Below are 24,595 nucleotides of genomic sequence, written 5' to 3' on the forward strand. Positions count from 1 at the left end.
TTGCTTGTGAAGCGATAATAATTGCCAACTGACATCGAATTTTTTGAAGGCAAAGCCGTGTGGTCTGAATACTCCCTGGATGTGATTGACGCTGTCGCCCGCCACGGCAGTTTCAGTGGCGCAGCCCAAGAGCTGCACCGCGTACCCTCCGCCGTGAGTTACACCGTGCGCCAACTGGAGCAGTGGCTGGCAGTGCCATTGTTTGTGCGTCGCCACCGCGACGTGGAGCTGACGCCCGCCGGGCAGATGTTTGTCAAAGAAGCCCGCGACGTGATGAAAAAAATGCTCGGCACCCGCCGTCTCTGCCAGCAGGTTGCCAATGGCTGGAGCGGCCAGTTGCGGGTGGCCGTTGACTCAATCATCAAAAAGCCGCGCTGCCAGCAAATGATCATCGACTTCTATCGGCACTTTCCCGATGTGGAGCTGATCGTTCAGTACGAGGTGTACAACGGTGTGTGGGATGCCCTGGTGGATGGCCGCACAGATCTGGTGATCGGCGCCACCCGTGCCGTGCCGGTTGCAGGCAGTTTCGCCTTTCGCGATATGGGTTTTCTGCACTGGTTGTGCGTTGCCAGCCCGCAGCATCCGCTGGCGGCCATTCCCGGTTTGCTCGGTGATGAGGACCTGCGGCCCTACCCTGCGCTATGCATGGATGACACCTCGCGCAGCCTGCCCAAACGCGACACCTGGACCCTGGATAACCAGCGCCGGATGATGGTGCCCGATTGGGCTTCGGGGCTGGCCTGTTTGAGTGACGGCCTGTGTGTGGGCATGGTCCCGGCCCATCTGGCCCAGCCCCTGATCGACCAGGGGCAACTGCTTGCACTGAATCTGCAGCGGCCCTTCCCCGCCAGCCCTTCGTGCATAGCCTGGGCGCAGAAAAATCACTCCCCGGCCATGAGCTGGCTTTTGGAGTATCTGGGAGACACCGCCACCCTGAGCCAGGAATGGCTCAATGAACATCAAACAGAATCGGATACAGCGACACCACCAGCAGCATCGCCATCGTCAGGTTGAATGCCAGCAGCCACCTGGGCCTGGTCAGCACGCTGCGCAACGCACTGCCGCAGCCTGCCCATACGCACACGCTGGGCAAGTTGATGATGGCGAACACCAGGGCAATGATAAACACGTTGGCGATATAACCCTGGGACGGCGTGTAGGTGGTAATTGCACCAATGGCCATGACCCAGGCCTTGGGGTTGACCCATTGAAAGGCCGCCGCGCCCCAAAAGCCCAACGGCCTGCCGTGGGCCGCCTCCGATGGCGAAACTGGCCCCGAAGTGGCGACCTTCCACGCCAGATACAACAAATACGCCGCCCCCAGATAACGCAGCACGGTGTAGGCCACGGGGACGGCCTTGAATACCCCGCCCAACCCCAGGCCGACCGCAAGCACCAGGAACATAAAGCCGAAACTGATCCCCAGGGCATGGGGGATGGTGCGCCTGAAACCAAAGTTGACCCCTGATGCCAGGAGCATGGTGTTATTCGGGCCAGGGGTGATGGAGGAAACGAAGGCAAAGAGCGCGAAGGCAGAGATCAGTTCAAGGGAGAACGGCATAAGGTTATCCGACAGTCAGGGAGCAGTAGCTCCACCCTATCGGATTACCGTGCTGGCATTGCGCTACAGATGGGCACTATTTTCACCACACACCTTGGCAGTGGCTTGCGTCATTACAGCAAGGCTTTCACATCAATTTCACATCATTGCGCCTAGATTGGATCCACTCCTTTAGTGAATCCCATTTAGGCCCGCTCCCCCAGCGGGCCTTTTTTTGCCTGGCATTCAGTCATCCAGCGCCTGCACCGCTTTGCCCGGCTTAACCGACTTGCCCGCCGCACTGCCTTTGGCGGGCGGCTCCACGGCAACCGGAGCCTGGGTCTCCTTCTCGGCCACGGGCAAGGCATCAATGGTTTTGAACAGCTCGGCGAGGTCAACATCACCCACTGTCTCGACTTTCTTTTCGCCATCCTTGCCGATCAGGATCACTTTGGCCTGGTCGATGATCATCCCCGGCTTGAGCCCGCGAATCAGCGACATGGTGCTCTGGGGTTCAAGGTCCTTGCCATCGCGTTTGCCGGTAATGCCCACAATCGTATAGAGCACCATATTGCGCTGGTCAAAAGCCTGCTTGTTGGCCGGGTCCTCAAGGGCTTTCTTGAGGTTGACCAGGGTTGGGTCGGCCTCGGCACGCGCAACGATAACCAGCGGGCGAAACTTGCCGCGGTCCTGTTCGAGCGGGCTTGGAACTTCAACGGCCTGCGCCGTGCCAGTGACCAGCACAGAGGCAAGGATCAATAAACGGATAAACATCCAGATCTCCTTTTACTATCGGACCGGCTTCGCGAGCGTGTTACCAATGCCTTGAAACCCTTGGCATTGAGCCTGTAGTTCAAAGCGTAGGCCAAGGGATCAGTCACGCAACCGGGTTCCCGGACTTTGCCTTTCATGTTTATTTTTTGCAACTGCATCCCGGGCGGGTATTGCCCATCCCCAGCGCACGCGACCCTCCCGACACACGCCAGAACATCAACGCCACCCCCTTGATCAGCCTGCCCCTTGCTCCCGCCAGGCTGACGGCAGCAGCGGGCACCTGGAGACCGTCGAGCGAGCCCGAAAACATTAGAGATCGTGGCGCTCACAAGATGGCAACAACGACAGTTGGCGCAGGAAAATTCCTCTATGAGCGCGAGTAAAATCCAATTTACCGAAGGGCATTTGGTGTTTTTTGACAGGACAAAAAACCCGGTTCAAAGACACAAATGGTAAACAAGTAGGCCGCGGATCAACTCGATTTGACGGCCTTGGTTTTCGCCCTGTAGTGACGGGCCACGGCCACCACCACCATCAATGCCACGACGCCCAGGGCAATCGGCAAGCGGTAGGGCTTGAGGTCGCCCAGCATGCCTTCGAGAAACTCCCCGGCCCAATATCCGCCACTGGCAAACAGCGTTGCCCAAGCAGCAGCGCCCAGGGCATTGATACAGAGAAACTTCAACGGCGACACCTTGCTGGCACCGATCACCATAGGCCCGATCAAGCGCATGCCATACAAAAACCGCACCGAGAAAATCGACACCGTCGGATACCGGTTAATAAGCTGCGTCACGCGATCGATGGCGGCCTGCTGCTTGTGCAGGCGCGGCAACAGGCGAGCACCGAAATAACGCCCGGCCCAAAACAACAACTGATCCCCCAGCATCCCCGCCAGGCTGGCATAGCCAATCACCGGCAACAGCTTGAGCACATGCTGGTGCGCCGCCATCCCCCCCAGAATCAGAATGGTTTCACCTTCGAGCAGACAGCCGATAAAAATGGCCAGGTAGCCATAGGTTGCCAGCAGGTAATTAAAATCGATGTGTTCAAACATGCGCAGTCCATAGCTCCATTAAATCAGGGTGCAAAATGCAGCGACTCAGTGCCGGTGGCGATGATGGATATCCGGGAAGTGCGGGTGGTTGTGGCTGATTACAGCATGCTGATGCGTGTGGCTGTGGGCCTTGCCGGCCGGCACATCCTCGGCATGTGTGTGCTGGTGGTGTTCATCGTGGGTATGGCGATGGGAGTGCTCCAGCGGCTGATGTTCATGCTCATGCTCATGGCTTTCGGTCAGGTGTAGCCAGACCCCGACCACCATGCAGGCTGCAGCCAGCCAGAACAGCAGCGACACCGACTCGCCCAGCAGCACAATGGCAATCGCTGCGCCCAGAAAAGGCGCCGTCGAAAAATACGCCCCGGTGCGCGCCGCCCCCAGGCCGCGCAAGGCCAGGACAAAAAGCACCAGGCTCACACCATAGCCTAAAAAACCGATCAGCAGGGTCGGGCTCAGCACCCCGGGCGCCGGGATCTTCGCCCCCAGAATCAAAGCAATCGCACAGTTCACCAGCCCCGCGAACAGGCCTTTGGCGCCCGCGATATAGAGCGCATCTGAAGCAGACACCTTGCGCGTCAGATTGTTATCGACCGCCCAACAGAAACAGGCCAATGCCACGGCCAACGGCCCAAGCCAGGACCGCGACACAACCGCGCCGCCCCCCGCCGGCCAGGACAACACCACGCCGCCGACAATGATTGCGAGCATGCCCAGCACAATCCGCCGGTCGGCGTTTTCCTTGAAGACCACCCAGGCCAGCAGCGCAGTCAGCACCGGCTCCAGATTGAGCATCAGCGAAGCCGTCGCACCGCTGGTGAGGGTCAAACCGAACATCAAGGCGACAGGCCCCAGGATCCCGCCAAACACGATGGCCCCCAGCAGCCAGGGCCATTCACCGGCCCCCAGGCCCGAGCGCTTCCAGCCCCGATCGCGGACACAGCGCACCAGCAACAACCCCAGGCCACTGCCCAGGTACAACAGCCCGGCCAGCATCACCGGCGAGACTTCAGTCCCCAGCACCTTGGCCAGTGGCGTACTGGCCCCGAACAGCGCAGCGGCTGCCAATGCATAAATCACACTCGTATTCATCACGCCCACTCATGTCCCGGCTGTGCAAGCAGCCTAGCCTACTCGGGAATACGCGCCGCAGCAGCGCGGCAAATGCCTGCGCCAGCACGGGCGCAAACCCGGGCCGATACTTATATCTATGATTTTTCGACGGTTTTAGCCGGCCAACGGGAAAAAAAATGTCGCCAAATACGCGCTATCGAACTTGCCTCATGGGCGCAGGCTCTATATATTCGTCCACCTGTTGCGCGGGCCTTGAGTACTTTGTTCGTTAAAGCACCGACCTTCGTGACCCGCTTTACAGCGCTACCGCCCGAATGGCGAAATTGGTAGACGCATGGGACTTAAAATCCCCCGGGGGTCAACCCCCATCATCCCTTCGCGTTACAAAAAATCAAAAAAACCTCAATTAAATCAGCCTGTTGAAGCGATTTCCTCTCTGTAAAATACTTTCCAAGTCCATACAGCTCAGCGCTTGGGAGCTATTAGGGAGCCGCAGCGCTCAAAAGTCCAATCTCCAGCAAGCTACGCACCGCCCACATAAGCTCCCGCCAGCCACAGAAGCTCCTGATTGATCGCCAGTCTCTATTGGCAAGCGGCAAGCGAGCAGCTCCCAAGCGGCTTCCAAGTGGATCTTTGGTGATGAGGTAGGAGAGGTGATCGCGCAAAAGAAAAGGCGCACCGCCTCAACCAAAGACGGTGCACCTTATTTTCTACCGCGAGTAAAACACCAGGCTGGTGTTAGGCGGCGCTCATGCTTTTTTCGGAAAATCGCTGTACATCAGCTTTTTTGTAAAAGATCTTCCGGCTGATGTGCATAAATGGTGGCAGCATGTCTTTGTACTTGCCGGTGTACCGCCAAAAGCGAAGGGTCTCAGGAGACAGGCCGAGAATTGCGGCAGCTTCTTTAGCCGGGACGTAATCGCTATTTTGTGGCAAGCGCATAAAAATACCCTTTAAAGTCAATAGGTTTCACCTTTCGCACGTCCTGGGGCTGTCTGGTGTCAATACATGCTCATTGTTTTTTGCGGAGAGGTCAACGACCGATCGTCGTATTTATTTGGGCTTTCTATTGACAGATCGTAAATTTAAGGAGTGAGTACAAGAAAGCTATACTGTTAAGGTTCGGCTTAAGCTTGAGGCGGGGGGGGGGATTTTTTAGGGGGTGACAACAAATGGCCTTTTAAAAGCTGGAATTGCTAGGGCGGTTGGCGGACATCACATACCAATCCCTGATGTGGATCACCGAGGTTTTCCTTGGCAATCTCGAGTTTGTCGGCTGCGATATCGAGCAAGACTACTTTTGCGCCCTCCTCCGCAAATCGACTGGCGATGGCCCAGCCAATGCCATTGAGCGATGCCGCACCCGTGACAACCGCTACCTTATCCTTGAGCAACATATCGGTATCTCCCATATAAGCCGTCAATGGCGGCATCAACCTAGTGGATGTGCAGCCCGCCATTGACGTCCAGAACTACGCCTGTCACGTAGCTCGAAAGGTCAGACGAGAGGAACAGGCAGGCGTCGGCAATATCCTTGGGGATGGCCAGACGGCCAAGAGGCGTCGCGTTCAATGCAGCCTGGCGCCCCTCATCAGTGAGCTTTCCAATGAGCAGCTCGGTATCGACCAAGCCGGGGGCGATCGCATTGACTCGGATACCGTCGATGGCCAGTTCCCGCGCCATGGCCTTTGCCAAAGTCTGCGCCCCACCCTTTGCTGCGGCGTAATGCGGCCCACCAAGCACCCCGCCACCGCGCTGAGCAGCTACCGACCCCATGTTGACGATCGCACCGCTGCGCCGGGCCCGAAGATGTGAAACAAGAGCTCGAGACATGTTGAATGCCCCGCGCAGGCTGACATCCATGACCAAGTCGTAGTCTTCAAGCGTGCTGGCCATCAGCTTGAACGGCTGACTTACGCCGGCGTTATTGATCAGGATGTCTACATGGCCGAAGACATCGATAACCGCATCTACGGCTTGCTGGCAGGCGTCCGCGGAACGGACGTCGCACTGCAATCCGATACAACCGTTCCCGAGCTCAGCAGCCGCCGCGTCGGTCGCGCTCTGATCAAGGTCTATAAGTGCAACACGCGCACCGTTTTCGACGAAACACTTGGCAGTTGCCCAGCCGATGCCTCTCAGCGAGGCGCCACCGGTAACGATGGCGGTCTTGCCTTTAAGTAACATGGTGTTCTCCCTTGTTCTTGTTTTGTGGAGAAAGCGTCGCGGTCACACAGTGAGAATCACCGACCCGCTGGTTTTACGAGCCGCCAGGTCTTGGTGCGCAGTAGCCGCTTCTTTCAACGGATAAGCGTTGTCGATGCGAATGCGTAAAGCACCTTTCTTCACCAGGTCGAACAGCTCTCCTGCGCCGTGCTGGAAGTCAGCCGCCTCTGCCACGTAATGCGAGATGGTGGGTCGGGTGATGAACAATGAACCCTTGTTGCGCAGGTAGGCCAGATCTATGGGCGGTACATCACCGGACGCCCAGCCGAAGGAGGCCACCAGACCGAAGCGTTGCACACAATCTAGAGACTTTTCGAAGGTGTCCTTGCCGATGGACTCGTAGACGACGCTGACGCCCTTGCCATCAGTCAATCGTTTGGTTTCTTCGAGGAAATCGAGCTTTTCGATGTTGATGGGATGGGCGTAGCCGTACTCTTTGAGGATGTGGGCCTTCTCGTCACCCACGCAGGTGCCGATCACATTGGCCCCAAGATGAGAGAGCCACTGGGTCAAAATCAGACCTACCCCACCCGCTGCTGCGTGTACCAGCACCCAATCACCGGCCTTGATGTCTTTCAAACGTGTGGCGAGATACCAGGCTGTGAGTCCACGAAACAGTGCGCCGGCGGCGGTTGCAGAGTCGAGGTTTTGGTCGGGTAGTTTGAACACGCGCTCGGCCAGCACATTGCGTCGTTCAGCGTAGCTTACTCCCTGAGTATCTGCATGACATTGATTTCGATCTGTCCATTTCCAACTTCATGATCCGCCCGTCCAATGGGGACGTTGTAATGAGCGATCCTGTTCATGGACTATCCGAGGTCTCGGCAAAATTGCATCGCTACCTCAGAGATGAACCTACCAATTTCGAGAAACGGTAGCCAGGTTGAGTGCGTTATCGCCCTGCCTAGCTAGCAGGGCCCTATGGTGTAAAGGAGGCGCAGGAGTGTTGCTGCCCAAAATTTCACACGCTAAGTAGTCAGTGGCGAGCGTTGATAAACTCGCGCTCGCAGGCCACCAACGCCGACACCATCATTTTGTCCAAGCTCGTCGCCCAGTATTATTGGAATAATAATGCCCTAACCAACAACTCGTACATACCATGCTGGTGTAGACGTCAGGTACCCTACCCCTGATTATTGGTGATACAAAAATTCAACGGATGAATTCATGAACAGGATGATCTGTGTCGCACTATGCTTTTCGATTATTGCTTCATCATTAACGGCGTGTTCCACACCTTCAAAGAAGACGGGAATCATCGGGCCACAGGTCTACGGCTATACCTTGCATAAGCCGCTCTCCGGCGATGAACTCAACGCGCTCACCAAAACTGGTTTCGAGACACTCCAGGGGGCCAGGGTGTTTCAACGCGATGATGGGTACGGCGGTGAAATTAACGTTTATCTGGATAGCCAAAATCGTCCCAGCGTGATCAACAAGGATAGCCACGTATTCACCAGCGAGGACGAATGTGAATCCGACCTCAAGGCGCAGATGAAGAACCTGCAACAAGACATCGACAGCTATAACAGTACAATCGACCAGTCGGTAAGAGAAGGTGACAAAGCGAGAGGACGCTATGTAAACGTGAGTCAACAACCATGCCGCGTTCGCCATGGTGACCAGGCCGAGCATTATCGTTATGTACTGAGTGTTTCCAAGCGTGAAAAGCCTGCTTCCTCGACATCAGAGTTGGGAAAGAAGATCGACGAGGCTTATACGGGAGCCTGGATGACAGTCTTCGTGGTTGTGCTGGCGCCGTTCGCACTTATTGGCGCCGCAGTTAGTAAGGCGATCGATTGAAATCAGCCTAACATTACAGGCAGCTGTGCGTCGAAAGCGGTCACTCGCGAACGTCCGCTTTTGGCCAACTTGAGCCAATCGGCACAGACAGGACAGCCCGTAAAAATGTTGTGCCTAAGCTGGCTCAACCTTAAAGCAGTTCTGGTTTTAATGAAGTAGTAGAGGCTTGCACACGTACCAAACGCCATAACCATACAACAACAAACAGAGCGAATACATTGATCCCGAGAGTTAGCGGCTTGCCAGTCATAACGGATATCTCCGCTTGACTCCCGATCCAGACTTGGAGATCGAACCTGTGTTCTGTTGGCTTCAACAATACTCCCGCAAAAGCTCCGTTGGAGAAGATGTAGCTGGCTAAAGAAGACTGGATGACCGGGATCTGGATTGACCAAAAGGGCATGCTGCTGCGTAGCGCTTCTGGTGAGCCTTTTAAAATTTTTATGCCACACCAAGTTCCCCACAAATAAAGAGTGAGGAAAACGACCGAAACTAACCCGGGGAGCCAAGAAATACTAACGTCCAGGAATGTGATACCTAGAGCAATTCCTGTCACGCCGCCGCCAATTGTAAGGATGCCTAATGTCCAGCGTTGCCAAGAATGCATTTCGAGCCTCTAGCTAAATTCAGGTGACGATCTAGCAAGCTCGAAAGGCGTAAAAGCACCGGGCTCAGGTTCGAGGCGTCATCAAGGGTATATAGTCAAACTGATCGCTAGGATAGCAATATTAGTTGTCGGTTCAATTATTAAGATAAGGTTAATCAGTTAGTATTTAGGACAATCAGATTCGAAAACGGACTGATGAGCATTCGCTCGGACGCTCAAGCACTGGATGGACGCAATACACTTTCTAATGAAGCGTGCTGTAGACACGGCTAGGAACACCTCTTCTATGCCTCCACTTAATTGGGGCAGTCCTTGCAATGATTGTAATTTAGATCGTTAGAGCTAACCGGCCCAAACGTTGATAATTTACGCCAAAAAATTCTTGCCCAGCCTGCGACAGGCTGTCGCAGTATGATGGCCTCGTATAGCAAAAACATTAATGATCATCGGTGTATTCACCTGTCTGACTATGTGATCAGGGAGGAGTACTTGGAACCTTTATTCAAAAATCGTCCGTACAAGCGGTGTTGCAAGCCTACTTGGAGTGGCTTCAGACGGGACGACCAATGAAATGACACCGCTGCAAACGAGCTCTGGAGTACGAAAGATGATAGTCGGCTCCTCAAGATGTTCGATGTACTACGTAACTTTTCAAGCTTAGCCAGGCATCACCCGATGATTGATACTCCCTTCGGACTTGAAGAATCTAAGATGCTCTGAGAGCGATGACTGAAGACTTAGATCAAGCCCCCTTTGGCCCTCTTCCACCTTTACCTGCGGCGAAATAGCGCACTCTCGAAAAATTTACATCATTCGTTAACGCGGGCTAAATAGCGCCCCCCTTTGCGGCCATTTCCTTTATGGGTTCGTTGAAACGCACCAGCCACTGGATTGCCTGCCTGGCCGTCTTGCTAAACATGTTCGCCATGCCGCTAAGTCATGCGATACAGACGCCGGACGTGCGCCTGATGCTTTGGGGGGGGTTCTGTTCAAGTGGACAATCAAATCTCCTGCCTAAAGATCTCAGCAAGGTGATTGATGCCTTGCAGATAGCCCAATCGAAATCTGTCATGCAACACGGCGACTGCTGCTGTGGTCATGCCGGATTAGCAGCATTACCCTCCAATTACTATCGGCATTTCCTACCGCAGTACACATCAAATACCACCCTTGATAATCCTGATTTCCCAACACGACATCCAAGAATTCGCTGGCCCAGCCTAAGCCCACGAGCCTCTCCCCTTACCTGATCACAACACCGCTGACAATGTCCGGTGCGCCCTCTTTAAATCCTTTTAACGTCCAGCTATGGACTTTAAACGCCCTTAAAGTTTCTTGATCATCAGGAAGTTCGTGCTATGCCTGCTCCATTTACTTTGCCTCACGCAAAGTGTTTGTCTGTGTCCCGCTCACTATGGCCATTGCTGTCGCTTGGCCTGTTTGCAATAAGCCCTTTGTCCTATGCATTGGCTGAAGCCAGCAAAACCGAAAACTCAACCCTAACCTTGGGCGCGGTTAACGTGCAGGGCTCGACTGGCGGCCCGTTGAACGCAAGCAACGTTCTCAGCTCGGTTGATATCCTAGGGGGAGATATCCTCGAAAAGATGCCAGTCAACTACAGTTGGGAGCTGTTTAGCCGCGCACCAGGAGTCATGCTGACTGAGTTCAATCAAGGCACCACATCCGGCAAGATTTCCTTTCGCGGCTTCAACGGCGAAGGTGAAGTCAACGCAGTGAAGCTGCTGATCGACGGCATTCCGAGCAACAGCAATGACGGCAACATGCCGTTCTTGGACATGATTTTCCCCATGGAGCTGGACAGCATTGAGGTGGTGCGTGGCACCAGTGATGCTCGTTACGGCCTCTATAACATCGCTGGCAACGTGAATATGTTGACCCGTACAGGCGGCGATTACAGTAAGGCACGCATCCGTTACGACAGTTTTAATACTCGAGAAACCCAACTTGCAAAGGGCATCGAAAATAGTAATTGGACGCAAAACTACTTCTTCGCTTACCAAAAGGCCGATGGGTATCGGGATCATGCCGAAGCCGACCGATATTCGATGTCCGGCAAGTGGTTCTACACGCCCGATGATGACAGTTACCGTATCGGTCTGATTGCCCGTCATTACGAGGCTGAAGCTCAGGAGGCAGGTTATCTGGCTAAAGACGATGCACATCATCATCCAGAAATGACCAATAGCTTTAACGCTACGGACAAGGGCACGCGGCGCATGAATCAAGTCAGTCTGCATTTCGATACAGACCTGACTGATACGCTGGCCTGGTCAGCGAAGACCTACATGAACACCTTCGATGACCGACGCTGGACACAATATTGGAGCACCAGTTCTCAACAAGAGCGTGATACCTACGAAACCCAGTACGGAGCCCTCACCTCGCTGACATGGCGGCCAGAAGTTAGCTGGCTCTATGACTTCGCCGTAGAAAGTGGTGCAGACATACAACAGCAGCAAAATAAGAGTGAGCGGTATCGCACCAAAGACCGTGCACGTCTGGCTACTACTCGCGATCAAAAATTCAACTTCGACACCTATGGCGCTTATGTCCAGGCTGAGATCAAACCTTTCGAGTCACTGAGAATCGTGCCGGCCTACCGGGTTGACAAGATTGAGGGCGACTTCACCAATGAACTGACCCGCACGGACTACGACATAAACAACTACGGGCTGATCAAACAACCGAAGATCAGTATTGTCTACTCCCCATGGGACGTCGCCAGCATCTACGCAAACTGGGGGCGTACCTTTCAAGTGGGCACAGGGGCTGCTGCTTACAAGATCCCGCCTAGGGATGCAAACCTCGCACCCTCGATCAACGAAGGCTGGGAGACAGGTATCAAGTTCACGCCGGCTGACTGGGTTGATGGCCGGGTCGCCTATTGGCAGCAAGAGGCAGCAGGTGAGGTCAGTCGCAGACTGAATGACCCGAGTGGCGAATCCGATAACGTGGGTGAGACCCGGCGGTGGGGTTATGACTTGCAGATGAACCTGCATCCGGACGAGCGCACTGAAATATGGATGGCCTACTCTTGGCAGTATTCTAAGATACTCCAGCCGAGTGCCTCTTTGCCTAACAGCAAAGGTCAGGAAATCGATCACATCCCCCATCATCTTTACAACGCCGGGATCAGCTATGAGGCAACACCTGCCTTACAACTCACCGCATGGATGAATGGCCAAACCAACTATTATCTGGAGCGAGAAAACACGACGGGGACTTATGGTGGTTACGTGCTAATGAACCTCGGTGCAATCTACAAGGTGACGCCGTCTGTGAGCGTCGATCTACAGTTAAAAAACCTTACAAACCGATATTATGAATACGTTTGGTACGATCCAGACGGTGCTCAGGCATCACTGCACTCTCCAGGTGATGGCCGCGCGCTTTACGCCGGAGTGACAGTGGATTTTTGATATGGAATATTGCTGAGGCCAATTTGGCCTCAGCAGATTCAGCACCGGATAGTTATAGTGTGGTTTTAGAGATACCTGCAATGTTGAATCCCGTACCGGCCATGACTTCGAATACATAAGCGCACTTAGTCCGAAAACACACTTATTCTTATTCATTATCGCACTCAAATACGATTTTACGGGATCTAGAAACCAACACTCCTACCAGATCTTGCAGTTGGCATGAGGAAAAATGAGCATGCATTGCTTGTCGGTCGTTCCAAAAACACTCAATTATCCAGCTGTTCGACTCGGCAACCCTTCTTAGCTCACACCTAGCGACACCTGAAAAATTTCGCTCCACCTGATTAAGGATATTAGAAATCCTGAATTCAAAATCATCGTCCATATCAACTTCGAATCCCATTGTGCTTTTCATAAGACCCGACATTTCATTAACTCCACGTTAATACTATTAGTAAAAATGCTCATTGCGCGCTTTCAGCAACACCTGTATCCACCAATGTCACACCGAGCGTTCCTGGAGCGTTCAACATTAAAACTACAATAAGTTTACATTGACAAAAAAACAGGACAAAACGTTGACAATTTCTGCCAAACTCATCGTCATCCAGGAGGTGCTCTCCTGGGAGGAGTCATTTGAAATGCCAGCCAAGTCCATACAATTCATTACCTACCCTGAAGTTAGCCTGCTCGATTTAGCCGGGCCCTTAGATGTTTTTATGGCGGCTAACCATTTTGCGCACCCCGATCATCCGCCCTACTCTTTCTCTATTCTCGCGCTAAGCCCAACGACTGAAATACTCTCAAATCTTTCATTAAACGCTGAAGTTTTAGCCGCACACACCTCTCCCGCACATACTCTTATCGTCCCTGGTGGGCCGGGAATACATGCATTTTGTGAGCATCCTAAGTTCTTTACTCATTTTGTGAGTCACGCTGAAAAATCCAAGCGTCTCGTTTCCGTGTGCACTGGGATATTTGCACTAGCGACCGCTGGAAAGCTGAAGGGTCGAAGCGTTACCACCCATTGGTCTGCCTATGACAAGCTAGAGCATGACTTTCCCTCCGTCAGTGTAAAGCGCGGGCCTATATTCATTAACGATGGAGACCTATGGACTTCCGCTGGAGTTACCTCCGGAATCGACCTGGCTCTTGCAATGGTTGAAGTCGACTTGGGGCATTCGGCTGCACTTGAAGTTGCACGTCATTTGGTTGTTTTTTTGAAACGTCCCGGCGATCAAAATCAGTTCAGTTCATCCTTGACCCTACAATCCAAAAGCAGTCAATTTTCAGACCTTCACGCTTGGTTGAACAACAATCTCAGTGGCGACTTATCGGTCTCTACGTTAGCCAGTTTTATGAACATGAGTGACAGAACCTTTGCGAGAAAATACAGTGAAAGCACAGGCAGTACGCCGAGCAAAATGGTTGAACAGCTCCGTTTAGAAGCAGTTCGACACTTACTTGCCACGTCAAGCACCCCACTCAAAACAGTGGCTAGCAAGTGTGGCTTTCGTAATGAATCAACTTTAATCCGTAGCTTTATAAAAAACTATTCAGTCACACCCGGTGAGTATCGAGCACGTTTCAAGTCAAGTCCGACGACAAAGAACTAAACAATACATCATGATTCAATTTTTACACCCAACGACAATAAGCTCTCAATTTTCCCTGTAGCATCACGCATTAGGTTAGTTAGCTTCGGCAGGTCGCGCTCATCTCATGCGACGGCGGCACAGGTACCAATGGTCAGTCGTTGACTGATGGCATCGTCGTAGACCTGTGACGGCACATGAACACCATTCTTGAGATCAATGCCGAAGAGCGGTGGGTGCGCGTCCAAAGTGGCGTGATGAAAGATCAATTAAATACGGTGCTCAAACCTTATGGGCTGTTCTTCGCGCCTGAATCATCCACCTCCAACCGAGCAGCGATTGGCAGATGATCAACACTGATGCCAGTGGCCAAGGCAGCGGCACTTACGGCAAAACCCATGACCACGTGCTAGAGATTCCCACAGTGTTGCTGGGTGGTGAGTTACTCCACAGCTCGCCATCGGAAAAAGGCTCTTTGGAGCAAGAAACAGCGCGTCGCGATCGGATCGGTAAGGTATACCGCTGCGCAGTCGGTATTGCAGACAACCAAGCCTATCTTATTGCGCAAATCTTCCCAAACTTAACCGCTGCCTCACCGGCTATGACCTTGCACATCTCCGCGAGCAAGAGGATAGCTTCAACATTAACAGCGTATTGTGTGGTTCTAAGGGCTCGCTGAGCTTCAGTCGAGGCCAAGCTAAACGTCTTGCCTATCACGAAGTATTCGATCCTCGTAAACGTGCGCTATGCAGGTTTTATGGATGCTTTGCGCGACGCAAAAGCGCTGATGCAGCTCAAGCCTTTATAGATTGAGACAGTTGACTCCAAAGTCCTGATGCTTGCGATGAAGGACATCGACTGGCACTGCGTTGCTGAATACTTCCCCGAAATTCCAGAAACACCCACATCGGGCTTCAACCTCATTGGGTTCAGCGGGGACGATGAAGCCACTGTCCCGCAGAGTGTTCATGACTTTGTCTTGCACCTGCAACAAGACACCTCCATATTACGCTTGGGCCATACACTTTCCATACCTATGGATATGAGACTACGAATGCTGAGATGTCTAAAGTGATTTACAAACAACCCTGGGGCCCACTAGTAACAAAAATGAATGTTTCAGGCCGGCTATTAGCTTATGGCTATTCTTGCCGAAGCCAGGTAAGCAAAAAGAGAGTGTAACTGTTCTACATCCGCTGCAGGCGCTACTCGCGGTAGTCAGGAATGCTCCGGCCTGACCAGTAGCACATCGTTGAGCGTCAAACCTTGGTGCGAATAAGCGGTTAGGTCTAATGCTAGCTGCCGCTTGCCTTGCCGCCCGGTATCGTTTCGCGAGAGAACATTCGTCGATACTCTGAAGGTGACGTTCCAAGCTGAGCGCCAAATTGTTGCCTCAAGGACAAGGGGGTTCCAAAACCGGCCTCGCCGGCAACGCATTCAATAGGTAAATCAGTCGTTTCAAGCAGTTCTTGCGCCCTGACGACTCGCTGAGCATTCAACCATTTAGAGACGGTACTGCCAGTGGCCTCCCGAAACCGCCGGGTAAAAGTACGCCTGCTCATTTTCGCCCTGTCTGCCATGACGTCGAGCGATAGATCACTGGCCAGGTTCACTCGAGCCCACGCCAACACATCGGACAAATGAGTCTCGCTAGAGAGTTTCGGCACAGGATGCTCCACGTATTGAGCCTGACCTCCCTGCCTGTGCGGTGGGGTAACCAACATCTTCGCGGTGCGATTCGCCACATCAGCTCCGAGCCGCTGACGCACCAAATGCAGGCAACAATCGATTGCCGCCACCGTTCCAGCCGAGGTCATGATGTTGCCGTCACTGACATAGAGCACATCGGGCCTGAAGCCAACCTCAGGAAAGCGTCGCGAAAACTCGTCTCTGCCTGCCCAGTGAGTGGTCGCCTCTTTACCATCAAGCAGTCCGGCTTCTCCAAGTACGAATGCTCCCAAACATAACCCTACGATGAGCTTGCCTTGTGCATTCGCCTGCTGAAGGGCTCTCAAAAGCGGTGTCGAGGCCGCGACCAATTGTTCGCCCCACGATGGAATGACAATTAAATCAGATGCCTCCATGAGTTCCAGGCCATGAGCAACCGCTAAGTCGATGCCTTGGTCGCAGCTAACCATTCCAGGCGTCTCTGTGCAGTAGCTGACCTCGTATTGAGGTTCGCCAGGTTCGGATTGAGCCGTCCCCAATACCATTCCCGGCACCGAAAGATGGAACAGACTCACGCCGTTAAAAGCTAGAACAGCTACACGTATGGGTTTCATCTGGCAGCCTCGAACATTTGGCCCGATTATATCGAAATATGTCATTTAGGCCGCTATCAGGCTTTAGCGCTTTGGGCAAGAATGGTGTATTCGATGCATTTACTGGATTAACACTATGAATTTTACACCTCTTTCTCTCGCCCTCAGCATTGCTTGCGCTGTGGCCACCACACAGGCATTTGCGGGCTCAAACGCCCCTCAGACGGCTGATGCAACCCATAAAGTGGATCTGCAGCAAGTTCGCAATGCAACGGTGAAGATCACCTACGGTGGCACTACGTTCTTGATCGATCCCATGCTGGCTAAAAAAGGTGCCTACCCCGGGTTTGAAAATACCTACCGAAGCAACCTCCGCAATCCACTGGTTGATCTACCCGAAACCCCAGACAACGTTATCTCCGGTGTGGACGCTGTCATCGTCACGCACACACACCTTGACCACTGGGATGATGCGGCACAAAAAGCGCTGCCTAAAGACATCCCACTGTTCACTCAGCACGAAGACGATGCACAGCTGATTCGTTCCCAGGGGTTCAAGAATGTACGTGTGCTGACTGACGAAGCTGAGTTCGGCGGCGTCAAAATAACCAAGACCGGTGGGCAGCATGGCACTGACGAAATGTATGCCGTACCAGCCCTCGCAAAACCGCTAGGCGAAGCCATGGGTGTAGTGTTTCAAGCGCCAGGCTACAAAACTCTCTATCTCGCCGGTGACACCATCTGGCGTAAAGAGGTCGACCAAGCCATCGAGAAATACCACCCTGAAGTAATCGTGCTCAACGCAGGGAAAGCAAAAATGACGGGATTCGAGGGGGCGATCATCATGGGCGAGGAAGATGTCCTGCGTGCTACACAGACCGCGAAAGACGCAAAAATTGTCGCGGTGCACATGGACGCTGTGAACCATATGTCCCTGACCCGTGAAGAGTTACGCAATTACGTCAATAAGCAAGGTATCGAGGGTCGTGTCGATATACCGGAAGACGGCGCTTCGCTGGAGTACTGATACAAACCCTGCTGGACATGGGCAAAAGGCATCTTGCTTACCCAAATGCCGTCTCAGCCTTCACAACAACATTACATTGAAAAGTTGATTGGAGATCGTTCATGAAACAAGGTCTAGTAGTAATTGATCTGCAAAACGAATACTTGCCCACTGGCAAATTACCTTTGAGTGGCATCGAGGCAGCTGTTGCGAATGCTCGTCGGGTCATCGACCATGCGCGAAATAAAGGTATTCCTGTTTTTCACATACGGCACGAATCCGATGATGCGAATGTCCCGATTTTCGTCAAAGGATCCAGCGGCGCGCAGATTCAGCCAGAGGTAGCTCCTGAGGGTGACGAGCCCGTGATTGTTAAAAAACACATCAACGCCTTCAGAGACACTGACCTCAAGAAGCAACTGGATGCGTTCGATGTTCAGGATATCGTGGTGATAGGTGCTATGAGCCACATGTGCATCGACGCAGTAGTGCGTGCTGCAGCGGATATGGGTTATCCGGTTACTGTGGTGCATGATGCCTGCGCCACCTTAGATCTCTCATTTCACGGGGTGAACGTGCCTGCCGCTCAAGTGCATGCGGCGATGATGGCCGCATTTGAGTTTGGCTACGCCACCGTTAAATCTGTGGACGAATACCTCTCGGCATAAACGTGTAACGGTTAGTTTTTAGGAGCCCGAACGGGCTCCTTCTGGTTTCTGGTTATTCGTGGGTTAAACCTTCGCGGATGTCACCACTGCGCCTCACCTGATTTGGGTGAATGAGGCAGGCCTGGAATGTCCAACCGTGAGTAGTTCTCAGTTGTCTTCCTGCGGCCTTGAGATTCAGTAACGTTTTTTATCGCTTAGGTTCATCTGTGGTGAAAATACAATCAACCGCTAATCGAGACTGTGCCAGGCGATCACGCTGGGTGTTCCAAGTAATCTTGTGCCTGATGGCATTCGCGGCAAATTCAATTTTTTGCCGGCGGGCGCTGATGGAGGGTCAAATCGATCCCGAGTCATTCACCGTGATTCGTTTGTTCAGTGGCGGGTTATTTTTGCTGCTGTTGATCAGATTTCGCAATCCTCAAGCCGCTATCCGTGGAAGCTGGAAGGGAGGCCTTTCACTCTTTCTATACGCCTATCTCTTCTCTATCGCTTACGTTCAGTTAGGCGCAGGAATGGGAGCACTGATTTTATTCGGGGCGGTGCAGATCACAATGTTTATGTTTTCTTGGGCGCAAGGTGAGCGCTTTCAAAAGAAAGTGGTGATAGGCATGTTAGTGACAACAGGTGGTTTACTTACCTTATTGCTACCCAGCGCTAATTCGCCGCCCTTGAGTAGCGCAGTGCTGATGACAATTTCAGGGGTAGCGTGGGGAGTCTATTCGCTGCTCGGAAAAGCAGCTGTGAATCCGCTGACGGAAACCGCAGGCAACTTTGCGAGGTGTCTCCCTTTCTTACTTTTACTGGCTCCAGTAAAGTTTTTTGGAAGCGGCCTTCATATGAGCCCTACTGGGGCGATGTACGCGCTTGCATCAGGCGTGTTGGCATCAGGCTGCGGTTATGCGCTCTGGTACAGCACTGTCAGGCATATCAGTTCCCAGCAAGCCGCCACCCTTCAGTTGAGCGTTCCAATCATTGCTTCGCTCGCAGGCGTACTGATTCTGAACGAGCCTATATCACTGCACCTACTATTAATCTCAGGCATCGTATTGGGCGGTGTCGCGCTAGCAATGTTGCCGGGGAAATCTTCGACTGGCTGCTGACTGTAAGAGTAATGAAGGCTGGATCAATATCCATCTGGTTGATATTGGACGACACGCCCCCACTAAGGTGCGTGCCTTAGATAAAGGCTCTAACCTTTTGCCATCCCAGAAAGTGCTTCTGCCTGCTTCGTGAAGTCCACGGCCATTTGGATCATTGCATTCTTAACGTGCAGGGGAGCGGTCTGCATATAGCTATCTGACACTGCACCAATAGTCTGAGACGATGCTAGCGGGTGTATCATCACCGCGCATCACTAAGTGATTTGGCAATCCAATAGCATCGATGGCTGATCAAGGTTGCTAGGGCCCCGTTGAAGGCCATGACCAGTTGCCTAAAAAAGCAACTTTCCAATCAATCCAGTCACCTGCTTGCCGAATGCAACGCAGGAGAGATCACTATGTCATTGCGCGCGCTTCGTACCTTAATCGCTATCGCTCAGCACGGTTCGTTTGCGCGAGCCGCAGACACCGTTCATCTCACACAATCGGCAGTGAGCCTTCACATAAAGTCACTTGAAGAGGAGTTCAACGCTTCGTTGTTTGACCGCTCGCGTCGATTGCCCGTATTAACAGATGCAGGTCATTTGGCCGTGGAGCGGGCGCGCGAGATCGTTGCACTTTACGACAGCATTGCTTCGGACATTGGTGGTGAAAACGAGCTGCGCGGTCGACTGAAAATTGGAGCCATCCAGACTGCGCTGGCCAGTGCCTTGCCTTTGGCCCTGGCCGGCCTGGCCGCCGAGCACCCTCATCTAAGGATAAACGTAGCCTCGGGCATGTCTGCCGAATTGGCCACGCGCGTAGAGGCTGGAGAGCTGGATGTCGCAATCACCACAGAACCTGTGAAACCGCACCCTTATGGTCTGGTTAGTACAACACTCTACGAGGAAGGCTTTTGGATCATTGCTCCCGGTTCATGCGCAGGCTTAGATTTTCGACAGCTACTTCAACAACTACCGTTTATCCGCTTTGACCGCAGGGCTTGGGCCGGGCGCACCATAGATCGGGAGCTTCGCCGGCTGCGGCTGCATGTGCAAACCAGTATGGAGTTGGACAGCCAGGATGCGATTATTCAGATGGTTGCCAGCGGTTTGGGGGTGTCAGTGGTTCCGCTATCCAGCCAGAACCTTGAACAACTCAAGCACCTAGAAGTCCAGCCATTCGGATCACCGCAAAGAACGCGTCGTGTTGTGCTTCTGGAGCAAGAAGAAAGGCCACTTGCACGGCTAGCAACCGCCCTGGCGGAGGCTGTCAAAAAGCACGCCCCCACGTAACGACCGATGAGTAAAACTTGTTGAACAACCAATTTTAAATCGTTTTTACTTTAGGTATCGACTCCTTATCGTGGTGCCCATCCAAACGCATTCTGAAGGGCACCATGCACAACAACGAAACTCCAACTAGTGCTTTCCAATCGCCCATTCTGCTTATGGCCAAACTTGCTGCCACCATGCGCGCTGAGGGGCGGGATGTAATTGACTTAACGCTCGGCGAACCTGATTTCAATGCCCCTGAGCATGTCCTCGACGCTGCGCATCTAGCGTTAGGCAGCCGTCTGACGTATTCCCCATCGAACGGTATCGAGCCCCTCCGCAGTGCTATCCGTATGCGAGTAAGGGAAGACCGGGGATTAGATTTCGGCGATGATCAAATCGCGGTTGGATGTGGCGCAAAACAGATCATCTTTAACGCCTTCCAAGCGACCCTTAAGCCCGGTGATGACGTTATCGTCCCGGCGCCTTACTGGGCCAGCTATCCCGCCATGATTAAGATGTGCGGTGCCCAACCGATCATTCTGCCGACCACCGCTTCGGAAGGATTCAGATTGACAGCGGAGCACTTGGCAGCAGGTCTGCGCCTGGCAAAATCGCCCAAGTGGGTGATTCTCAATGCACCAGGTAATCCCTCCGGCTCTTTGTACTCAGAAACCGATTTGCAAGCGTTGGCTGAAGTTCTGCGCCAGTATCCGGATGTGATGGTGCTGTCCGACGATATTTACGCGGAAATCCGATTCACTCAAGGCCCTTGTCTGACATTGGCGTCGGTAGCGCCAGACCTGGCAGAACGTATCCTCATCGTCGACGGCGTATCCAAAGCCTACGCCATGACAGGTTGGCGCGTAGGCTGGGGTTGCGGATCGAGGTCGCTGATTTCGGCAATCACTACCGTGCAATCTCAAAACTGTACGCAGACCAGCACCTTGAGCCAGCTCGCTGCGGTCGCTGCGCTTGAAGGGCCACGAGGTTTTCTTGCTGAGCGCAACGCGATCTATCGTCAGCGCCGAGACGCCGCACTTCAAGTCCTCCAAGCGAGCGATAAACTGGAGGTATCATGCCCCGAGGGTGCGTTCTATCTGCTTCCTCAGTTCAAAACGAGCATTGACGATCAATCTCTCGCGTTAGATCTGCTCGAAGTCGGCGTTGCAACGGTTCCCGGAAGTGCTTTTGGACTACCGGGACATCTACGCCTTTCCTTCGCCACCGACGAAGCTACCCTGGTTGAAGGATGCAAGCGGTTGGTTCGTGCGTTAGAGGCATACTCGTGACCGCCGAACTTTTGATTGCGCTTGCGCCCATAGCAGTGCTGATTGTGATGGGCGCCTGGCTCAAGCGCAGCCGGTTTCTGGAAGACAGTTTCTGGGCACAGGCCGAGCGCCTAGGCTACTACGTTCTTCTGCCCGCGCTGTTTTTGCATGGTCTGGCAACCGCCAAGTTGGACAACGTGCCAGTCCAAGGGATGATCATGGCGCTTGTACTCTCGACGGTCATGGTCGCTGTGCTGATGGTCGGCGCCCGTCGGATCATTAAGGGTAACGACGCGGCGTTCACTTCCGTCTTCCAAGGAGGGGTGCGCTTTAATAATTATGTGGGCGTCTCAGTGGTGGCCGGTTTGTTCGGTGCTCAGGGCATCGCTCTGGCTGCCGTAGCCAATGCTGCAATAGTGCCGACCGTAAACATCCTTTGCGTATTGGTGTTCGCACGCTATGGCACAGGTGGCAGGATGTCTTTGGGCAAGGTTGCCAAGCAGTTGGCACTTAACCCTCTAGTACTCGCCTGTTTCGGAGGGATATTGCTTCAGGCATTAGGATTGGGCCTGCCTGCTGGCATTGAGCCGGTGATCAAGGCTTTAGGACAAGCATCCTTACCACTTGGCTTACTGTGTGTAGGGGCAGCACTTGAGCTGGGCTCTGTGCACAGCTGGGTTCGACCCGTCGCGTATTCATCGGTGGTCAAGTTCATGATCATGCCGCTGACCACGCTGTGCGCATGTCATGTGTTTGGATTGGACGGCAAAGCAGCAATCGCGGCATTGCTTTTCCAGGCACTGCCTACAGCTTCGTCGTCCTACATCATGGCGCGACAGCTAGGCGGGGATGCACCACTGATGGCAGGGATAATTGCCAGTCAAACGTTGCTTGCAGCGGTGGCACTTCCCATTGCAGTGGTCGTTTTGATTCCTTGGATCTGATATTCATGGTCTTCACCCTGGAAGGCTGGAGTTGATGCGAAGACTCACCTACACATTTAACAGATCCGGTAAATTTGTAACGCTTGAATCGGAGTAGTCGTGGTGAAGATATAGCCATTCGCTAGTGGCATCGGCACCCTGACATTGAACGGAATAATGCCTACTCAACACAGACCGATACCATCCTCTCGAATGCCAGAAAGCAAAGGGGGGTTCACTGGACGCTAACTAATAATGCCCCGCTCTCCAATGCTCTGATGCCTGGGCAAACGACTGGATAACAACTATGAGCATGAAAACGAATTTGTAGATAAGTAACAGCTATTTTTGCGCTTTTTTATGATGTGAAAGCGATTAATGTCGACCTATCGACTTAAGACGATAGTGAATAAAAATCATGTCCAATGTTCTCATCATCGAAAGCAGCATCCGTCAAGAAGAGTCAGTTTCTCGCCAACTGACCCTGAAATTTATTAGTCAGTGGCGAGTCGCCCATCCTACAGATCAAATAATCATTCGTGACGTGGCTCTCAACCCCATACCCCACATGGATGCAAACTTGCTAGGTAGTTGGATGAAGCCTGCTGGACAGCGCAGTGAAAGTGAACAGGCTTGTTTGGAGCGCTCCAACGAATTGGTTAACGAGCTAGTAAAGGCTGACGTATTGTTCATCGCATCACCCATGTACAACTTCACTCTTCCCAGCACTCTTAAAGCTTGTTTAGACCATGAGATCCGAGCTGGCGTGGCTTTCAAATACACACCCGCGCGCGCCCAAGGTTTGTTAACCGGTAAACGCGCAATCATCCTAACCGTCCAAGGCGGAATTCATGCTGATGACAGCTCGGATTACCAAGAACCTTATCTACGTCAGGTGCTTTTGTTTCTTGGCATACACGGCCTAACCTTTATCCACGCCGAGGGAATTAATGTCAGCAGCATTTTCCGTGAAAAAGCTATTAGGCATGCCACTGCATTACTGGCACGGGTATTTGAGCCGCTACCTCCAGAATCTATCACCGACTGATCTTAGTGTTGAATCTTGCAACTAGCGTCTCCTCTCAAAACACTCGTTGTAAATGAAGGCTCACGGCGCGCCCCAGCAATGGAACGCGCTGTAGGCCTTGGGAGGCTTTAGCTTTTCGTTATGCCAGCAAGCGCTTCTGCCTGTTTGGTGAAGTCCATAGCCATCTGGATCGTTGCGTTCTTCACGTATGGGGGAGCCGTCTTCATGGAGCCTGCGTTGAACGGAGGTTCAGGATCATATTCGCTCATCAGTTGGGTGCACTCGGCATAGGTCTGGTCGCGTAGCTCAGCGACCATACTTAGGCCAAAATCCAGCCCTGCTGTTACACCCGCCCCCGTGATCCGGTTACGGTCGCGCACAACGCGAGCTTCAGTCGGAATTGCACCGAACCCGGCCAAAGCATCCCGGCACGCCCAGTGCGAGGTAGCCTTGTAGCCCTTTAACAATCCCGCAGCACCAAGTATCAGCGAGCCAGAGCAGACACTGGTGACGTATTTGGCACGTGACCCTCGATCAGCCATGAAGGCCAGGGTATCGGCATCAGAGGCTGCTGCTAGGGTGCCGTCCGTACCACCGGGGGTGAAAAGTACAGTCAGGTCGCGAGGACAGGTATCAAAGGTGTCGGTCGGGACAATCGTTAACCCTGCATCGCTCGTGACTGGATCCAGCGATTTGGCGACGATATAAATCTTGGCCCCCATGAGTGAACCAAACATGCAGTGCGGCCCGACGAGATCCATCACCGTCATGCCTGGGTAGATCAACATTGCGATTTGTTCTTCGCCCATCCAAGGCACTTTATCCATGTCGGGGCCCATGTCAGGCATCTTATGCTCATGCATGGATTTGTCAGCAGCCGAAGCCTTGAGGTGAATACTGGCAGCCAATGGAGCCAGGAGCGCACCAATCACCAAGTTACGTCGTTGGTTATCGATCATGATGG

General features: G+C 53.1%; 23 protein-coding genes and 1 pseudogene. 13 read left to right on the plus strand and 11 right to left on the minus strand.

Annotation, left to right across the window (positions count from 1 at the left end; translation table 11 throughout):
• Window positions 1-57 precede the first annotated feature (57 nt).
• Window positions 58-1,017: a DNA-binding transcriptional activator PunR gene (gene punR / locus AB3G35_RS15270; protein ID WP_083369857.1), complete on the plus strand. Its 960-nt coding sequence runs from the start codon at window positions 58-60 to the stop codon at window positions 1,015-1,017.
• On the opposite strand, the gene AB3G35_RS15275 is transcribed toward punR, so the two are convergent.
• The 8 genes from AB3G35_RS15275 to AB3G35_RS15310 form a co-directional block, all read right to left on the minus strand.
• Window positions 953-1,564, minus strand: coding sequence for a LysE family translocator (locus tag AB3G35_RS15275; RefSeq protein WP_016781033.1), 612 nt, complete (start codon window positions 1,562-1,564; stop codon window positions 953-955). The genes punR and AB3G35_RS15275 overlap by 65 nt on opposite strands.
• 225 nt (window positions 1,565-1,789) lie before the next feature.
• Window positions 1,790-2,317, minus strand: coding sequence for a DUF4174 domain-containing protein (locus AB3G35_RS15280; protein WP_016781034.1), 528 nt, complete (start codon window positions 2,315-2,317; stop codon window positions 1,790-1,792).
• 472 nt (window positions 2,318-2,789) lie between these two features.
• Window positions 2,790-3,374 carry a DedA family protein gene (locus AB3G35_RS15285; RefSeq protein ID WP_016781035.1) on the minus strand — a complete coding sequence of 195 codons (585 nt, stop codon included), beginning with the start codon at window positions 3,372-3,374 and terminating at the stop codon, window positions 2,790-2,792.
• 45 nt (window positions 3,375-3,419) lie between these two features.
• The gene (locus tag AB3G35_RS15290) at window positions 3,420-4,466 is read right to left on the minus strand and encodes a DMT family transporter (RefSeq protein WP_095039540.1); all 1,047 of its coding nucleotides are present in this window, start codon (window positions 4,464-4,466) and stop codon (window positions 3,420-3,422) included.
• A gap of 720 nt (window positions 4,467-5,186) precedes the next feature.
• Window positions 5,187-5,390: a helix-turn-helix domain-containing protein gene (locus tag AB3G35_RS15295; RefSeq protein ID WP_169917299.1), complete on the minus strand. Its 204-nt coding sequence runs from the start codon at window positions 5,388-5,390 to the stop codon at window positions 5,187-5,189.
• A 254-nt stretch (window positions 5,391-5,644) separates the two neighbouring features.
• Window positions 5,645-5,845 carry an SDR family oxidoreductase gene (locus AB3G35_RS15300; protein ID WP_169917301.1) on the minus strand — a complete coding sequence of 67 codons (201 nt, stop codon included), beginning with the start codon at window positions 5,843-5,845 and terminating at the stop codon, window positions 5,645-5,647.
• A gap of 40 nt (window positions 5,846-5,885) precedes the next feature.
• Complete coding sequence (locus tag AB3G35_RS15305) at window positions 5,886-6,635, minus strand: SDR family NAD(P)-dependent oxidoreductase (protein ID WP_315246419.1); 750 nt, start codon at window positions 6,633-6,635, stop codon at window positions 5,886-5,888.
• A 42-nt stretch (window positions 6,636-6,677) separates the two neighbouring features.
• Complete coding sequence (locus AB3G35_RS15310; protein WP_169917303.1) at window positions 6,678-7,358, minus strand: quinone oxidoreductase; 681 nt, start codon at window positions 7,356-7,358, stop codon at window positions 6,678-6,680.
• Window positions 7,359-7,841: 483 nt separating this feature from the next.
• On the opposite strand from AB3G35_RS15310, the gene AB3G35_RS15315 reads away from it, so the two are divergent.
• Window positions 7,842-8,477, plus strand: coding sequence for a hypothetical protein (locus AB3G35_RS15315; RefSeq protein ID WP_169917304.1), 636 nt, complete (start codon window positions 7,842-7,844; stop codon window positions 8,475-8,477).
• Between the two features lie 130 nt (window positions 8,478-8,607).
• Here AB3G35_RS15315 and AB3G35_RS15320 read toward each other — a convergent pair whose 3' ends face one another.
• Window positions 8,608-9,084, minus strand: a complete 477-nt coding sequence (locus AB3G35_RS15320; RefSeq protein WP_169917305.1) for a hypothetical protein — start codon at window positions 9,082-9,084, stop codon at window positions 8,608-8,610.
• Window positions 9,085-9,944: 860 nt separating this feature from the next.
• Between AB3G35_RS15320 and AB3G35_RS15325 the strand changes: the two genes are divergently transcribed.
• The 4 genes and pseudogenes from AB3G35_RS15325 to AB3G35_RS15340 all read left to right on the plus strand — a co-directional run.
• Entirely contained in the window at window positions 9,945-10,334 is a 390-nt protein-coding gene (locus AB3G35_RS15325) for a DUF2946 domain-containing protein (protein ID WP_169917306.1), read from the plus strand.
• 108 nt (window positions 10,335-10,442) lie between these two features.
• Window positions 10,443-12,524 (plus strand): TonB-dependent receptor, encoded by a 2,082-nt coding sequence (locus tag AB3G35_RS15330; protein WP_369781724.1) that lies wholly within the window; start codon window positions 10,443-10,445, stop codon window positions 12,522-12,524.
• A 581-nt stretch (window positions 12,525-13,105) separates the two neighbouring features.
• Window positions 13,106-14,143, plus strand: a complete 1,038-nt coding sequence (locus tag AB3G35_RS15335; RefSeq protein ID WP_262372769.1) for a GlxA family transcriptional regulator — start codon at window positions 13,106-13,108, stop codon at window positions 14,141-14,143.
• A gap of 86 nt (window positions 14,144-14,229) precedes the next feature.
• Window positions 14,230-15,152, plus strand: a pseudogene (locus tag AB3G35_RS15340) (FAD-binding oxidoreductase); the annotation flags it as partial.
• Between the two features lie 265 nt (window positions 15,153-15,417).
• Here the strand turns inward: AB3G35_RS15340 and AB3G35_RS15345 are convergent.
• Window positions 15,418-16,404, minus strand: coding sequence for a GlxA family transcriptional regulator (locus AB3G35_RS15345; protein WP_169917308.1), 987 nt, complete (start codon window positions 16,402-16,404; stop codon window positions 15,418-15,420).
• 115 nt (window positions 16,405-16,519) lie between these two features.
• Here AB3G35_RS15345 and AB3G35_RS15350 point away from each other — a divergent pair, with 115 nt between their 5' ends.
• From AB3G35_RS15350 to AB3G35_RS15380, 7 genes are all read left to right on the plus strand, one after another.
• The gene (locus AB3G35_RS15350) at window positions 16,520-17,410 is read left to right on the plus strand and encodes an MBL fold metallo-hydrolase (RefSeq protein ID WP_169917309.1); all 891 of its coding nucleotides are present in this window, start codon (window positions 16,520-16,522) and stop codon (window positions 17,408-17,410) included.
• A 101-nt stretch (window positions 17,411-17,511) separates the two neighbouring features.
• Window positions 17,512-18,057 carry a cysteine hydrolase family protein gene (locus AB3G35_RS15355; protein WP_169917310.1) on the plus strand — a complete coding sequence of 182 codons (546 nt, stop codon included), beginning with the start codon at window positions 17,512-17,514 and terminating at the stop codon, window positions 18,055-18,057.
• 260 nt (window positions 18,058-18,317) lie between these two features.
• Window positions 18,318-19,157, plus strand: coding sequence for a DMT family transporter (locus tag AB3G35_RS15360; RefSeq protein WP_315246439.1), 840 nt, complete (start codon window positions 18,318-18,320; stop codon window positions 19,155-19,157).
• A gap of 398 nt (window positions 19,158-19,555) precedes the next feature.
• Window positions 19,556-20,431, plus strand: coding sequence for a LysR family transcriptional regulator (locus AB3G35_RS15365; protein ID WP_169916641.1), 876 nt, complete (start codon window positions 19,556-19,558; stop codon window positions 20,429-20,431).
• A 104-nt stretch (window positions 20,432-20,535) separates the two neighbouring features.
• Window positions 20,536-21,702 (plus strand): pyridoxal phosphate-dependent aminotransferase, encoded by a 1,167-nt coding sequence (locus AB3G35_RS15370; RefSeq protein ID WP_169916625.1) that lies wholly within the window; start codon window positions 20,536-20,538, stop codon window positions 21,700-21,702.
• A complete protein-coding gene (locus AB3G35_RS15375; protein ID WP_186348285.1) occupies window positions 21,663-22,625 on the plus strand; it encodes an AEC family transporter in 963 nt (320 codons plus the stop codon). Before AB3G35_RS15370 ends, AB3G35_RS15375 begins: the two co-directional genes overlap by 40 nt.
• 397 nt (window positions 22,626-23,022) lie before the next feature.
• Complete coding sequence (locus AB3G35_RS15380; RefSeq protein ID WP_169916623.1) at window positions 23,023-23,652, plus strand: FMN-dependent NADH-azoreductase; 630 nt, start codon at window positions 23,023-23,025, stop codon at window positions 23,650-23,652.
• A gap of 107 nt (window positions 23,653-23,759) precedes the next feature.
• Here AB3G35_RS15380 and AB3G35_RS15385 read toward each other — a convergent pair whose 3' ends face one another.
• Window positions 23,760-24,590: a DJ-1/PfpI family protein gene (locus tag AB3G35_RS15385; RefSeq protein ID WP_169916622.1), complete on the minus strand. Its 831-nt coding sequence runs from the start codon at window positions 24,588-24,590 to the stop codon at window positions 23,760-23,762.
• Window positions 24,591-24,595 lie beyond the last annotated feature (5 nt).

Origin of the sequence: Pseudomonas sp. WC2401, from assembly GCF_041200115.1 — a bacterium.
Taxonomy (GTDB): Bacteria; Pseudomonadota; Gammaproteobacteria; order Pseudomonadales; family Pseudomonadaceae; genus Aquipseudomonas; species Aquipseudomonas fragi.